General features: G+C 47.4%; 13 protein-coding genes. All 13 read right to left on the bottom strand.

Going from position 1 to position 14,018, the window contains the following annotated elements:
* Positions 1-16 precede the first annotated feature (16 nt).
* The 13 genes from WG8_RS07175 to WG8_RS07115 all read right to left on the bottom strand — a co-directional run bounded on the left by WG8_RS07175 (position 17) and on the right by WG8_RS07115 (position 13,952).
* Positions 17-1,642, bottom strand: a complete 1,626-nt coding sequence (locus WG8_RS07175) for a (2,3-dihydroxybenzoyl)adenylate synthase (RefSeq protein WP_007429474.1) — start codon at positions 1,640-1,642, stop codon at positions 17-19.
* Between the two features lie 33 nt (positions 1,643-1,675).
* On the bottom strand, positions 1,676-2,962 hold the full coding sequence (dhbC, locus tag WG8_RS07170) for an isochorismate synthase DhbC (protein ID WP_007429473.1): 1,287 nt from the start codon (positions 2,960-2,962) through the stop codon (positions 1,676-1,678).
* 80 nt (positions 2,963-3,042) lie between these two features.
* Positions 3,043-3,828 carry a 2,3-dihydro-2,3-dihydroxybenzoate dehydrogenase gene (locus tag WG8_RS07165; protein ID WP_007429472.1) on the bottom strand — a complete coding sequence of 262 codons (786 nt, stop codon included), beginning with the start codon at positions 3,826-3,828 and terminating at the stop codon, positions 3,043-3,045.
* Between the two features lie 319 nt (positions 3,829-4,147).
* A complete protein-coding gene (locus WG8_RS07160) occupies positions 4,148-4,918 on the bottom strand; it encodes an alpha/beta hydrolase (protein ID WP_043890855.1) in 771 nt (256 codons plus the stop codon).
* Positions 4,919-5,037: 119 nt separating this feature from the next.
* Positions 5,038-6,060 carry a FecCD family ABC transporter permease gene (locus WG8_RS07155; RefSeq protein ID WP_007429470.1) on the bottom strand — a complete coding sequence of 341 codons (1,023 nt, stop codon included), beginning with the start codon at positions 6,058-6,060 and terminating at the stop codon, positions 5,038-5,040.
* Positions 6,053-7,060, bottom strand: coding sequence for a FecCD family ABC transporter permease (locus WG8_RS07150; protein WP_007429469.1), 1,008 nt, complete (start codon positions 7,058-7,060; stop codon positions 6,053-6,055). Before WG8_RS07150 ends, WG8_RS07155 begins: the two co-directional genes overlap by 8 nt.
* A gap of 10 nt (positions 7,061-7,070) precedes the next feature.
* Complete coding sequence (locus WG8_RS07145; protein ID WP_007429468.1) at positions 7,071-8,051, bottom strand: ABC transporter substrate-binding protein; 981 nt, start codon at positions 8,049-8,051, stop codon at positions 7,071-7,073.
* 120 nt (positions 8,052-8,171) lie between these two features.
* Positions 8,172-8,861, bottom strand: a complete 690-nt coding sequence (locus tag WG8_RS07140) for an HD domain-containing protein (RefSeq protein WP_007429467.1) — start codon at positions 8,859-8,861, stop codon at positions 8,172-8,174.
* 204 nt (positions 8,862-9,065) lie between these two features.
* Positions 9,066-10,100, bottom strand: coding sequence for an NAD(P)/FAD-dependent oxidoreductase (locus WG8_RS07135; RefSeq protein WP_007429466.1), 1,035 nt, complete (start codon positions 10,098-10,100; stop codon positions 9,066-9,068).
* Positions 10,101-10,523: 423 nt separating this feature from the next.
* Positions 10,524-12,026: a thiol-activated cytolysin family protein gene (locus tag WG8_RS07130; protein ID WP_007429465.1), complete on the bottom strand. Its 1,503-nt coding sequence runs from the start codon at positions 12,024-12,026 to the stop codon at positions 10,524-10,526.
* A gap of 177 nt (positions 12,027-12,203) precedes the next feature.
* Positions 12,204-12,410, bottom strand: coding sequence for a hypothetical protein (locus tag WG8_RS07125; RefSeq protein WP_007429464.1), 207 nt, complete (start codon positions 12,408-12,410; stop codon positions 12,204-12,206).
* A gap of 40 nt (positions 12,411-12,450) precedes the next feature.
* Entirely contained in the window at positions 12,451-13,458 is a 1,008-nt protein-coding gene (locus WG8_RS07120; protein ID WP_007429463.1) for a phosphotransferase family protein, read from the bottom strand.
* A 2-nt stretch (positions 13,459-13,460) separates the two neighbouring features.
* Positions 13,461-13,952, bottom strand: coding sequence for an 8-oxo-dGTP diphosphatase (locus tag WG8_RS07115; protein WP_043890854.1), 492 nt, complete (start codon positions 13,950-13,952; stop codon positions 13,461-13,463).
* Positions 13,953-14,018 lie beyond the last annotated feature (66 nt).

Here is a 14,018-nt window from a genome sequence, read left to right as displayed (position 1 = left end):
TGCTCTTCGTTATGTCTCAACTTAGTTCAGGTGCAGATGATAACTGCTGTGCAATCATTTCCCGTAATGCTTTTTTACTAACCTTGCCTACACTGGTCTGTGGAAACGCTGATACAAACTCAATTCGGTCAGGAATTTTGTATGCCGCCAAACCACGTTCACGCAGAAAATTCTTCAACTCCGGCACGGTCGGCACCATCTCATACGGGATAATAAAAGCGCAGGAGCGTTCACCCAAATATTCGTCAGGCATGGCTACAATCGCTGCATCATGCACACCAGGATGGGCCAGCAAATGATTTTCAATCTCCTCAGCTGCCACCTTCTCCCCGCCCCGGTTAATTTGATCCTTGGCTCGGCCTTCCACAATCACATTGCCATCGGGACTCAACCTCACCAAATCGCCCGTACGATAAAATCCATCCCGCGTAAATGCTCGCGCATTATGCTGCTCCGCCTTATAATAACTCCGAATCGTGTAAGGTCCGCGTGTAAGCAAATGGCCTAGCTCTCCCGGTGCCACTTCCTTGTCCTCATCATCCAATATTTTAATTTCATCGTCGATTGAAATGGGACGTCCCTGAGTTGCTACAATGATATCCTCCGGATCATCCAGTCTGGTATAATTGACCAGCCCCTCCGCCATACCAAACACCTGTTGCAGGGTACACCCAAGTTCCGGCTTTATCCGACGAGCAGCCTCCTCACTGAATTTGGCCCCCCCTACTTGAAGCACCTGAAGACTGGACAAATCACAGCTTCTCGACGAAGCACTATCAAGCCATACCAGCGCAAGCGGCGGGACCAAGGCAGTAATCGTCACTTGCTCCTGTTCAATCAATGGAAAGGCATCATCTGGACTCGGCGTAGGCGCAAGTACAATTTTGCCTCCCGCATACAAGGTTCCGAAGACACCCGGAGAACTGAGCGGATAATTGTGAGCCATCGGAAGCGCGGCTAAATATACGCTTTTTTCGTCCAGGCCACATATTTCAACACTCCCTCGCAGACTGTAAATATAATCATCATGTGTCCTTGGAATCAGCTTGGGCAAGCCTGTACTCCCGCCGGAAAGCTGGAGAAAGGCAATATTCCCCGAAAGCACCTGGGGTAACGACTGATCGGGCTCGATATACAATCCGGATAGAGGTGTAAATTCCTGCGGCTGGCCTACGACAATGACATGACGCAGGGTTGCCGCTCTGGCTTGTACCTCTCTGGCCAGTCCACGATAATCAAAGCCCGAATATACATCTGGAATGATATAAGCGACCGCCTCGGAAAATTCAGCAAAATAGGCAATCTCGCTACTGCGATGAGCCGGAAGTGAGAATATGGGCAGCGCCCCCAATCTGAACAGCGCAAAGCATACATCAAAAAACTCCGTGATATTTGGCAACTGAACGATGACCCGATCCGTCGGTCTAATTCCCAATTGGTAAAATCCAGCTGCCAGCCGATCTACTTTTTCATCCAATTCACGGTAGCTTGTACTTTTTTGACCGTCTGTCACTGCCGTCCGGTCACCTTGCGATACTGCACGCTCCCGCAACATTTCTCCAAAGGTCACTCCCTCCCAGTAGCCTGCCTTCCGGTAACGCTCGGCAAATTCCTGCGGCCATGTAGGGCATCCGGGCAACATCATGATATTCCTCCTCTTTCTGTATCGTTCTCATTATTCATGCTTCAGTCCCAATGCCTGAAGCATGGTTCCAAACTTGGCTGCTGTTTCCGCCAGTTCGTCTTCCGGGTTTGAAGCCGCCACAATGCCTGCCCCCGCAAACAAACGCAAGGAATGCTTTGCAGCTTCTGCACAACGGATCGTAATCACCCATTCTCCATCTCCCGCTGCATCACACCATCCAACAATCCCCGTGTAAAAGCCCCGATCAAACGATTCGATATCCCGGATAACTTTTTTGGCCTGCTCTGTAGGCGAACCACATACGGCTGGCGTAGGATGCAGCGCCAGGGCAACGGCCAGAGATGAAACCGACAAATCCGACAATTCTCCCGTAATTTCAGTCGAAAGATGCCACATCGTCTCTGTTTGTATCAGCGAAGGCTCCTGCGGCACATCCAGTCTCCGGCATAGCGGTCTGAGTGCCAAGGCCACCGCTTCAACGACTACCGCGTGCTCATGCCGGTCCTTGACTGATTCCAGCAATGCCGCAGCCCGTAGCTTATCTTCGACAGGATCATCACTGCGAGGTGCAGAGCCAGCCAGCGGATTAACCGTCAGATGCAGTCCCTCTCGGGAAACGAGCAGTTCGGGGCTGGCTCCAATCAGTGTTCGCTGTTCCACACCGACATCAGCCCTGTCCGAACCTGCTTCTTCCGCCTCCAAAGCAGGTAAATCAACAGCGAAGGTATAGCCCTTGGTATTATGTCTGGCTAAATTATGCAAATAACTAGGAACGTCTACTTGTTCCGAAGTATCCAGCTGTAGCGTTCTGGACAGCACGATTTTGTTCAGCTCCCCGGACGCAATATATTTCAGGGCCTGTTCCACCCCTTGTACAAACTCCGACGGTTCGGGTACGGAACGAATACCGTAGTCCGGAGCCTGCCCAAGCTTCACCGGGTTCACACTGTCGGCAACATTCGCCGAACCAACAGCTTTCCCATTCTCGGAGTGCCAGTTCGTTGAGTTAGAATGAAGCGGCCCTGCCCATCGAGTCTCCGCCGGAACCAGCAGCTGTGCTGCCCGTGAATCATCAAAGGGAATAGCTCCCACCACAATCGGATGTCCACCGTGGGACTGACGCACACTCTCGAGCAGCGTGGCTACACGCTCGGCCAATCCGCCCTCTGTATCGCTTGCATCCCCATGCGGCAATGCTCCTAACGTACCTTGAGCCAGTAAAGTCCGGCTAGGTGACGCAAAAAAGAAGGAAGAGCCTGGCTTGTAATCTTTTAGCAACTGAGTCGCTTGCACTTCAAACGCAGTATTGGATTTCATACGTTCAATTGCCCCCTTTTTCAATTGTTTTCTGTTACGATTGCCATTATCTATTTCCATACAAAACTGCTGTACTCCACTCAGACACCTAAAGTAGCCCCTCCATCAATGCGCAAATCATGCATCGTTATATGACGTGACTTGTCCGAAGCAAGAAAAACAACAGCCGCCGCGATATCTGCCGGATCAGCCAGCCTTTGCAGTGGAATGCCAACCTTGTAAGCGTTCGGCGATCCGTCAATAGCTGCCTGTGCACCATTCTCATCAGACCACAGGGAACGCTGCATTTCTGTCTCCGTAGAGCCTGGGGACACCACATTACAGCGAATGTGATGGCAGGCAACCTCCAATCCCAAGCATTTGGTAAACATTGCCGAAGCAGCCTTTGAAGCTGCATAAGCTGCCATATACATACGAGGCACAGCTCCCGCATTGGAGCCCACCGTGACAATCGAACCCGATTTGCGGGGGATCATATGCTTCACCACAGCCCGGGATATGTAAAAGACACCGTTTGTGTTTACAGCAAAGGTTTCTGTCCAGTCGCTGTCACGGAGCGTGTCTACTTGCCCCATTCGCAGCACACCTGCAACATTCACCAAAATGCCGACTGGCCCGAGCTGATGCTCAATCTGTTCCACCGTCTCGTCGATAGCCGCACGATGGCTGACATCGACGGGAAATGCCGTTGCGCGATAGCCGTCACGCACCAGCTCGTCCACCAGCCTGCTCACACCCTCCGTATTCTGGTCTACAGCGGCAATGGTTGCTCCCAGCTCGGCCAGAGAACGCGCCACAGCAGCACCGATACCTTGGGCGGCACCTGTCACCAGAGCTACCTTCCCCTGTATTCCGTCATCACTCATGTTCATTCCATCCTTTCCAGCGAAATCAAAAGAAGCAGTTTAATGCCCAGTTTCTGCTGTAATCGTCATTCATTTTGAATTTAAATCATTAATAATGATAATCATTATCAATGACAAGTTACAAAATATGATAACTAAACCATCAATTACAGTCAATGTTGAAAATCGTCTGTTTTAGCCCATATTTATACATTCAGGCAAATTATCAATTCAAAAAAACCCTCTCCTGGCAACATTGGAGAAGGTTTTTTTGAATTTTATCCCTTTTTATGCTCTATATTCCTTTAGATATCTTCGTTTTTTGGTCCTTTTTATAGTTTTAGTGACAAACCGAAGCAAAACGAACAGCTCTGCTCACCAGTACCGGCAACACGGATATATGGCCTTCATCTGCAAATTCACGGAATTCTACATGCAAGCCCGAATCCTTCACATTTGTTAAGCGCTCGGCAAGTTCCTTGGCCTTTTCCTGCATACCACTCGAATGTCCTGCTTCCAACTCTCCCACCCCAATTAACAGCCTTGTATTCCGCTGCTCCTGAGCTGTGGAGGCTAAAAAGTGTTGCTCTTCCTCCATAAGGGCTCTCCCGCCCCAGTGAATAGAGGGGCTTCCCACCACATAAGCCTGAAAAGAGTCGGGTCTTGTAAACAGGGTATGTAATACGAACAGGCCCCCCAATGAATGTCCGAAGATCGTCTGTCGGCTGCGGTCGATGTGAAAATCACGCTCCATCTCAGGCTTTAGCTCATCTTCAATAAACGATAGGAATTCCTCGGCTCCCCCGCTTTCCATAGATGCTTCTCCGTTTGGTCTTACGGGAAGCTCTACTTCCGTTCCTGGCAATGTAAGATCGTAATATCGAGAAGGATGGAACGGTGCCTCAGTCGGGTAGCCTATACCGACAATGATAGCTGGAACAACGCCCGTTTTATCAGGCCGTCTGCCCTGAACACGCACCGCTTCCACCATTGTTCCAAAAATAGAATTGGCATCCAGCACATACATAACAGGATAACCGGACACAGGAGGCTCCTCGACAGGAATGGCTATAAAAATATGATATTCACGGTTTTCAATGCGCGAGCGCATCACTCGATGCTGACTGTGGGGAATGTACACAAGTGCGTCAGCATCGCTGGAACCATGACTTCGAACAAATTGGTTTTTGATGGGAATAACCTCCTTTGGACCCTTAACTAAAAATGGAATCAGGCCGTTTTTTTCATAAGCAAGACTACAAAATAAGGGACTCCGATCACCGCAATAATCAGCCCAACGGGAATTTCCGCAGGCGCGACCACCGTTTTGGCCACAAAATCAGACAATAGTACCAGCACCATCCCCACCATACCGCATACGGGAATGACATGACGATGATGAAGTCCAACCAGCCTTCTGGCAATATGAGGGGACAACAAGCCTACAAAACCGATTCCCCCCGAAACAGACACACAGGCACTAACCAGTCCAATGCTGGACAACAGGAGAACGGACTTTTCCCTTTCGGTCGCAACACCGAGACTTTGGGCCGTATTTTCATGCAATTGAAATAGATCCAGAACATACGATTTTAGCCAAATGACGGGGACTAAAATGACCAGCCAAGGAATGACGGCGGCAACCAGCTTCCAATCAGCACTCCAAATACTTCCCGACATCCATACTGTCGCCATCTCAAAATCCGTGGCTTTCATCTTCAGCGACAGATATAAGGTCAAGGAACCGAAGCCGGAGCCAATCGCGATACCCACGAGAAGCAGACGCTGCGGATCAAGACGTCCTGCTTTCCAGGCAAATAAATAGATTAGCAGCGCAGCCGCCAAGCCTCCAATTAGGCCAAAAAAAGGCATAGCCAGGGCTGTAGTCCAGCCCGTCGTCTCCATTTGTCCTTGGTAAAAGAACATGAAGATAACGATTGCCGCCCCCGCACCTGCATTAATGCCTAAAATACCGGGATCGGCCAAGCCGTTCCGTGTAACCCCCTGTACCGCTGCTCCAGCAATCCCGAGCCCCAGACCGACCAAGGCCGCAATCACAATACGCGGTAGTCGAAAATCAAAAATAACCAAATCCATCTGCGGAGTAGGGTTGGTACGGAACAGCGTCTGAACCACTTCCTGAAGGGTCATGTCGAACTCTCCATGAGTCAGACTAATATAGGCGGCCGCTAAAATAAGCAAAGCTCCGCCTGTCAGAACGAGCCACAGCCGCATCGCACTGATTTTACGCATGCTCTCCCCCTCCTTTTCTGCGTATTAAATACAGAAAGAACGGGATGCCAATGACCGAGGTAACCACACCAATGGGCGTTTCAAACGGATAATTAAGAAAACGGCTCAACACATCAGACATGCCCAAAAAAACGCCACCGATCAAGCCAGAGCATGGAATGACCCACCGATAATCCACTCCGATTACATATCTGGTGATGTGCGGAATCAATAAGCCCACAAAAGCAATCTTCCCTGCCAACGCCACAGAAACACCCGTCAGCAATGCAACGCAGAGCATGGCCCCCAGCTTGATTGGCAGTGTCCGTTGTCCCAGGCCTGTGGCGACTTCGTCACCCAGCGACAACAGTGTAATGGACTTGGCAAGCAGCATCGCCCCCACAATTCCCACCATGGCAAAAGGAATAGCCAGTTGAATAAGTCCGGGGTCCATTTGGTGCAGACGGGCATTAAACCAGAAGCTTACATTTTGCGATACATTAAAATAAATGGAAAGAATGGCCGACAGGCTACTTAAAAACGTGCCAATGATCGTTCCCAGAATAGCCATGCGAACAGGAGCAAGGCCACCGGGGATCATCCAGGCTAAACCAAATACAACTGCTACCCCCAGGGCTGATCCCACAAAAGAACTGACGATCAGGCTCATGGAAGTGGAGTTCGGTGCCAAAATCATCATCAGTGTAATCACAAACGCAGCCCCATCCGACACGCCCATAATAGAGGGTGAAGCCAGAAAGTTTCGCGTCATCCCTTGCATAATGGCACCTGAAATAGCGAGAAAGGCACCAATCAATATAGAGCCGACTGCTCTGGGCAGACGCGAGCTTAAAACAACCTGATGATCCACATTTCCGGCATCAAAATGGAAAAAGGCGGCAATTATCGTCTCCCATCCTATCGTTTTAGCTCCGTACATCACAGAAAGCAGCACCGTTAAAACGATAAACAAGGGGGCAATGAAGATGACAAGGTAAGGAGAAATCAGCTTTTTTCCCATGTTCCTTCCTTTACTGCGAAAGTCGGTTTACAGCCGCTTCCAAAAAGGCGATTTTGCTCCATGAGGTGCCGCCCTGAGCATTGGGATCTACAATGTTGACGAATGTTTTTTCATTTTTAACGGCATTAATACTGTTCCAGATCGGATTCTTTTCAAGATCAGCCAAGGCCTGCGGCTGGTCCTTGTTTTCTCCTTCTGAAAACTGCACGAAAAGATAATCCGGATTCATATCAGCCAATTTCTCCAGGGAAACCGCCTCTTGTGCTTTGACTCCATTCAACTCTTCCGGCACCTTGGCTCCCAGATCAACATACAGCGAAGGATTGAAATACACATTAGCAGGATATACATACAGATTGCCTGTACGAATCCGCACCATAAGCACCTTTTTGTTTTCCCATAATGGCTTGAGTTTTTGTTGGGCTGCCTCCACGTCTTGCTTGTACTTGCTCAGTATTTCCTCCGCTTTTGCCTCTTTGCCCGTAAGCTGTCCCATCATTAGCAGGTTCGCTTCCCAGTTCGTTGAAATGTGAGATACTGGAATCAATGTAGCGACCTTACCCAACTGTTCTGCCACCGCTGGCCGAAATTTGGAACTGCCCAGAATCACATCCGCCTTCAGCTTCAGGATCGCTTCAGCACTAGGCTGCATCCGGTCACCGACATCTGCAGCTCCTTCCATCGCTTTTTCCATATATTTAGGGAACATCCCTCCTGAAGTGACCGCCCCAGTCGGCTTTACTCCCAGGACAGCCGCATCTTCCATCGCTTCCAAACTAGCTACAATAATATGGTCCGTCTTGGTCAGTTGGTACGTTTTATCAAGATATGTAATAGTCTTGCTACTCGCTTGATCGGAAACGGACGTCTGCGTCGATGCATTGGTATTACTTTGTACCGAGCGATTCGCCTCCTGTCCCTTTCCACCACATGCCGTCAACAGCAAACTTGCCGATAATAGGGTACACACCCCTACTGCAAATTTCTTCATAACCTGAATGACTCCCCTCTATATACTTAAAATTATTGATAATAGTTATCATTATCGATGATAACTATTATCAATAGTAGGAGAGAAATCACTCTATTGCAATAATTTTTCTAATATTTATCAAAAAATGTTTTCTCCTCCCTTTTTGATATCATCCACATTCCATTCTCTGTAGAATTGCTCCAGGTACATCTCCATCCACTGATGCCGGGTCATCGCCAGTTGTTTGCCATAAGCAGTATTCATTAAATCCTTGAGCTTCAACAGCTTTTCGTAAAAATGGTAGATGGCGCTTTTGCCTGCGGCACGATAGTCGTGCTGTGAAAAATCTTTATCCGGGTGATGCATCATAGTGCCTTTTGAGCCTGCATACATAAAGGTTCTTGCAATACCGATCGCTCCAAGAGCATCCAATCGGTCTGCATCCTGTACAACCTGCCCCTCCAGTGTTTCCATCGGCGGATTTTGGCCACCATTGTACGACATTGTCGCAATAATAGTCATCACGTGCGTGATAACTCCAGAATCACTTACGTGCAGGCGCAGCCACTGCTCAACTTTATCCAGCCCCGCTTGTTTGGAATCATTTAATTTTTCATCTGCTACATCATGCAGCAGGGCAGCCAGCTCACAAACAAACGAATCTGCGCCCTCTTGGGCAGCAATGGCAAGGGACAGCTTTCTTACCCGGTCAATATGAAACCAATCGTGACCACTGTGATCATGCTCCAGCTGCTGCTGTACAAAGTGTTCAGCCTTTTGAATAATATCTGCCATAACAGCTGCATGTTGCTCTGTTCGTTTTTCCATAGGTCACCTTCCGATCCCGCCATACATTCCATGGCAGGCTAATATAATGTTTCAAAGCATACATATCCTCATCAGCAGTTCCATATCTACTATATAGGCTGAACTCAAAAAATGTATATAAAAACTTCCAGAACCACATCTAATGGTCCTGGAAGCTCCTTTATGCCCTGCTTATTCTATTCATATTCAGCCTGTTCCCGTTGCCTACTCCAAGACACCCAACTCACGGTTCTTTTCCTTGAAACGGCTATTATGAGAGGATACATAAGCCGCCTTGTCGGCTGAGGGGTCGATGTATAGCTTGGCACTATTCAGTGCAAGGGCAGCATCCGTGAACGTACCTGCAATCAGATACAGCTTGCTTCCGTACTCGACAAAATCACCTGCGGCGAAAATCCCAGGTACATTCGTTTCCAGCTTTTCACTCACCCGGGCATGCCACTCTCCCATATCCAGTCCCCAATCTCGAATCGGGCCGAAATCGGATTTCAGACCATGATTCACGATAACAGCATCGACATTCAGTATCTGGGTTTCACCCGTCTCTACATGACTGATCGTGACCTGCTCAATCGTTTCTCCGTTGCTGCTATGTAGCTGACTCACTGCATAAGGTGTGAGGACTTGGACCGAAGACGTTTTCATACGAGCTACATTTTTCTCATGTCCGCCAAAATGATCCCGCCGATGTACGACGGTCACACTCGCCGCAATAGACTCCAATTCATTCGCCCAATCCACCGCCGAATTGCCTCCGCCGGAAATCAGAACATGCTTGCCCCGGAACGGCTCAAGCTCCTGCACGGTATAATGCAGGTTCGTAACCTCATAACGGTCGGCCCCTTCAATCTCCAGCTTGGCCATTTTGAGAATGCCATAGCCTACTGCCAGTATAACGGTACGGGTCCAATGCTGCTCCCCTGTTGCAGAGGTCAGCAGGAAGGTTCCATCATCTTGCCGATCCAAGCCTGTAATCTGCTGCCCCAGCACAATCGTAGGCTCAAACGTTCGCGCCTGCTGCTCCAACTGGTCGATCAGCTTTTCACATAAAATCGGCGTAACTCCCCCAACATCCCATATCATCTTCTCCGGGTATATGCGCATCCGTCCGCCCAGCTCATGCTTGGCTTCGATCAGCTTGGTTTTCATATCTCTCATTCCACTATAAAAAGCGGTATACATTCCGGCAGGACCACCGCCGATAATCGTTACATCATATAATTCCAAGGACTCTGTCACTCTACAACTCTCCCTATCTTAGCGTAATCTGTCTGCTTCTATTATAGGTGATAATAATTATCAATATCAATTAAGAAATAAAAACATGACAATTTCGGAGGTTGCCGCTTTCCCTCATTCTCCGTTCAGGGATTGCTGCACTATCGCGTGCAATGCTTTTTCATACTGATATTATGTTCAAAATTTATTCCATGATCTATTCAGAGCGTGACTAACCAAGGCATCAATTACGAGATTTCCAGTAGCAATCCATAAATAAGCAGAATCTATTTCTGTCAAAGTTTTATTGATATTTGCTGTTGCTTAATTAAATAACCCGTCAGGTCGATGCCTGACAGGTTCCGTTTACACGTAAAGAATGTATAAGTTTTCGCCACATTTTATTTATTCCATACCACAATAAGCGAACAAGCGGGGGCTCTTCTAGTGATTAATGGATGATTTAGGATATAATGTCGTTCCCCAAATGGATACTTTTATATCGCTGGTTAACGGAACGTTAGTCTCATCTATAACGGTTCTCCACCAATCCCAGGCAAGCCCTGTGCACTCCTCGGCGAAAATTCTAATGTTCTTGGCATTAGCCGGAATTGGGATCACTGTCGAGTAATGCGCTGTTTTATTTTTTCTATTTTCTTTCCAGGTTTTATGAGTAATGATCTCTTGCCCATTTTCATCAAATGTAAACTCATCCCAGGATACTTCAAAGCGGGCCACATAAGCGCCACTATGGTCAAGTGTGATTTTCCCTTTGGTATATTCCGTTGTTTTCGTCTCAACATACTCTGTATTGTTGTGAACCGCAGCTATGGAATTATCTTTCAAAAAAACACTGGTATACGAAATAGGGTAACCTGGATTTTTGCTGCTATATTCTGCATTGTCCTTGATTACTTCCTGAATAACGGAGTAGTCTTTCGAGACAATCTGGTTATGTGCTTGCGCATCTCCGCCTAATACAACAGCTGTAAAAGAGCTTTTTTCATAGATGTCCTTGTACTTTCCGCTAGCTTGTATGCTAGGATCTTTGAGCAGTAATTTAAATGCCGTTTGTACATCACTGCTCTTTGAATCCGTTTCTAGCTTCACGTAAATAGTTCGGCCGTAAGCGACATTGGATACCATTAATGGCGGAGTTTCATCACTTACCCCTTTACGGACTAATTCGGCAAACGTCACACTGTCGTCAAACAGGTCTGATGGATTGTTGGGAGAAGCGGCGGTTACGGTATAAAAAATTTGCTTGTAAGCAGCAACCATTACCCTTTTCTCACCGCTTGCTACTGCGCTATAGTCGATTCCAAGCGTATTGTCAAGCACCTTGGCGTTTACATTCAGCGCACTGGCAATTTGACTTTCGCTGTGTACCATAGCTTCCGAGTATTGTAATCTCGCAGGCAATGTATGGGTACTGGAATACTTTTCATCCCAGGTCGACAGGAGTTGAGCAATGGCCCCAGAAACGCTGCCGTATGCTGGATTTTGAACCGTTATTGTATTTTCACTCTTTAAACCAGGAAGATCAATGCTGATATCCAACGGTTTTCTGGCAGTCATAACCAGATTGGGCTGATTATTCACAAAGTCCTCATTTGCAAGCTGTATAGCGCCTGGATAAGTACGATTTGCAATTGAGTCAACAATGGAGATATCCATGGGTGAAGTTGCGATCGTATTTTTAGTCCGTTCAACTACGATAAATTTATCATTTGCTTGGCGGCCTTCTTTGGGAACAAAGCTATTGATTTGATCGCCTTTTGTACTCAAGACCTCGTTGCGATCATAATTCAGATTAGCGATTCCGGCATCAATATCATGGAGTTCGTTTGGAGCAGCGAAAGAAATACTTGAGTAAGTAAACACCTGCAAGCTTACCAGTAAACTGACGAGTACCCTTGTTCCCTTCATAAAACTTTTACTTTTCATTTGAAATTCTCCTTATACAAAAAAATGGTATTATATTTTGTTTTATCGGTACTCGCCTAAAAAATGTTAGATGTCCAGAAACACTCCTGTAATTTATACATTAAATTTTTATTTTTTTCCAATTTGTAACCGTTTTCATAATCAAGCATGTCCTGCATCTATAGCGTGTTCAGCCTATCATTCGAGCCAAAACCGGTTTACACGGTTTCCGTCTTCTTCTATGTAATCTGTATCCGGCATTCCGCCGTTGCGGATAATTGTTTTTCTGGAGGTAATATTCTCGGAGTCGACCATTGGCTCCTGGCTCTTTTTCCATTCTTCAAAAAATGAAAGATACGCTTCCCTCCATTCCCGAGCAGGCTCTACCAATTGGACGGTTTGCATGCCACTCACTTCCTTCTCTTTATATGATTGATTGGTCTGCCTATGATTTAAATATGTCAACGTCCGTGAATGTTTGGGCCCATTCTGCAAAAGAGAGCTTGTCATCCCAAGTGACTTGCTTCATCGCTTTGGCACATCCCCAGTTGAGAATTTGTTGATGCAGCATATGTACCCGGAATCGCTCCATAAATCCTTCTTTGGCGTTCATCCCTTCGAAGTAAACGGCAAGAAAATGTTGGGCCAGCTCTTTCTCCCCGTTTTCCAGATACATGGTAGTTATCTTCGGAAGGTCTGTAACCCCATCGCCAAAATAAGCTGTCGTAAAATCAAAAAGTCCACTAATTCTCCAGCCGTTTTCCCCGTTCTGCACAAGAACATTTTGTGGTTTAAAATCTCCCATCACAAATGTGGCCGCTTCCTGTTGATCGAATGCTTGGCGTGAGCCTTCCAACATGTCCTCTACCCATTCCATATCCTGAGCAGTAATGTCCGAGTATTTTTGGGCATCCTCTAGCCAGTATCGAATTCTTTCATACAACCAAGTCCGATAAGATATTTTAAAAGGGCGAATGGCCAGAGTCGTTGTATCCAGCTCCCCACTGGTCTTAACCTTCCAGCTATGAAGCTCCAGCAGGGCAACAGCAAGCTTTTCAGCTATTTGCTGTTTATCCAGTGAAGTCAGCTTGGCTTGCGGTTCGAGTGTATGTATGTGCTCACCGTATAAACGTGGCATAACAGCATAGCTCCAGCCGAAAATATCCTCGGCATCATCCACCAGATACGGTGCCGGCACAGGAATTGAAGTCCGTCTGTGCAGCTGCTCCACCATGTACCTTTCTTCCACCCATTGTCCCGAAAAGAGCGGGTTTCCCTTTAACACAAACTGTCCAGCCGTTGAGGAGATATAGAGGGTTTGTCCCATCACTCCTTCTGCCGTTTTTTCGGAAGACAGCAGACGCCCCAAATCGAAACGATCCAGCACCCTCTGCAATTGATTATCCGTAACCTCTCCTAGCCGATTAGATGAAAAATAAATCGTCGTCGTCATCTCTATACCCCATAATTTTTAATCGTTGCTTCGAGGGTTTCGTCCGTATCTGCCAGCCACACAAGACTATTCTCGAACGTTCCCGGCTCGAAAAACAAGGGAAATCTGCGCTTGAACCAATCCTGCATCGGCAGGTTGAGCGCCTCCTTCATATCCACCCATAGCAGCTCTCCCTCGGGGGGATTATTCAATAGTTCACCTTCCGTTGCTGTAGCCAAATAATTAAAGACCATGTATCTCAGCCCTTGGCTCGGGTCACAATATTCGTCAATTCCTTTAAATACAATTTCCTTGACCGTTAATCCCGTTTCTTCCTTCACTTCACGAATAGCCCCATCCACAATACTCTCTGGAAACTCCACTTTCCCTCCTGGGGCAATGTAGCCCGGAAAACCCTTTTTATCCGGTCTGTTAATGAGCAGTACCTTGGTTCCGTCCTGAACCATACACATGGTATATAATTTGTGTGTCACTTCCGTGGTCAATCCGATCAAACCCTTCTTTATTCATTCTTCTCTTACTCTAGCGCAATCGCTACGAGTTGTCACAGTCCCTCGTCA

Source organism: Paenibacillus sp. Aloe-11 (assembly GCF_000245715.1).
GTDB classification, from domain to species: Bacteria; Bacillota; Bacilli; order Paenibacillales; family Paenibacillaceae; genus Paenibacillus; species Paenibacillus kribbensis.
The sequence above is the reverse complement of the archived record's forward strand: the minus strand, read 5'-3'. Positions and strand labels throughout refer to the sequence as shown.

What these genes read in the sequence shown, in the direction of transcription:
- WG8_RS07175 (WP_007429474.1), bottom strand. Translation starts at nt 1,642, where the DNA reads ATGTTGCCCGGATGCCCTACATGGCCGCAGGAATTTGCCGAGCGTTAC.
- dhbC (WP_007429473.1), bottom strand. Translation starts at nt 2,962, where the DNA reads ATGAAATCCAATACTGCGTTTGAAGTGCAAGCGACTCAGTTGCTAAAA.
- WG8_RS07165 (WP_007429472.1), bottom strand. Translation starts at nt 3,828, where the DNA reads ATGAGTGATGACGGAATACAGGGGAAGGTAGCTCTGGTGACAGGTGCC.
- WG8_RS07160 (WP_043890855.1), bottom strand. Translation starts at nt 4,918, where the DNA reads ATGCGCTCGCGCATTGAAAACCGTGAATATCATATTTTTATAGCCATT.
- WG8_RS07155 (WP_007429470.1), bottom strand. Translation starts at nt 6,060, where the DNA reads ATGCGTAAAATCAGTGCGATGCGGCTGTGGCTCGTTCTGACAGGCGGA.
- WG8_RS07150 (WP_007429469.1), bottom strand. Translation starts at nt 7,060, where the DNA reads ATGGGAAAAAAGCTGATTTCTCCTTACCTTGTCATCTTCATTGCCCCC.
- WG8_RS07145 (WP_007429468.1), bottom strand. Translation starts at nt 8,051, where the DNA reads ATGAAGAAATTTGCAGTAGGGGTGTGTACCCTATTATCGGCAAGTTTG.
- WG8_RS07140 (WP_007429467.1), bottom strand. Translation starts at nt 8,861, where the DNA reads ATGGAAAAACGAACAGAGCAACATGCAGCTGTTATGGCAGATATTATT.
- WG8_RS07130 (WP_007429465.1), bottom strand. Translation starts at nt 12,026, where the DNA reads ATGAAAAGTAAAAGTTTTATGAAGGGAACAAGGGTACTCGTCAGTTTA.
- WG8_RS07125 (WP_007429464.1), bottom strand. Translation starts at nt 12,410, where the DNA reads ATGCAAACCGTCCAATTGGTAGAGCCTGCTCGGGAATGGAGGGAAGCG.
- WG8_RS07120 (WP_007429463.1), bottom strand. Translation starts at nt 13,458, where the DNA reads ATGACGACGACGATTTATTTTTCATCTAATCGGCTAGGAGAGGTTACG.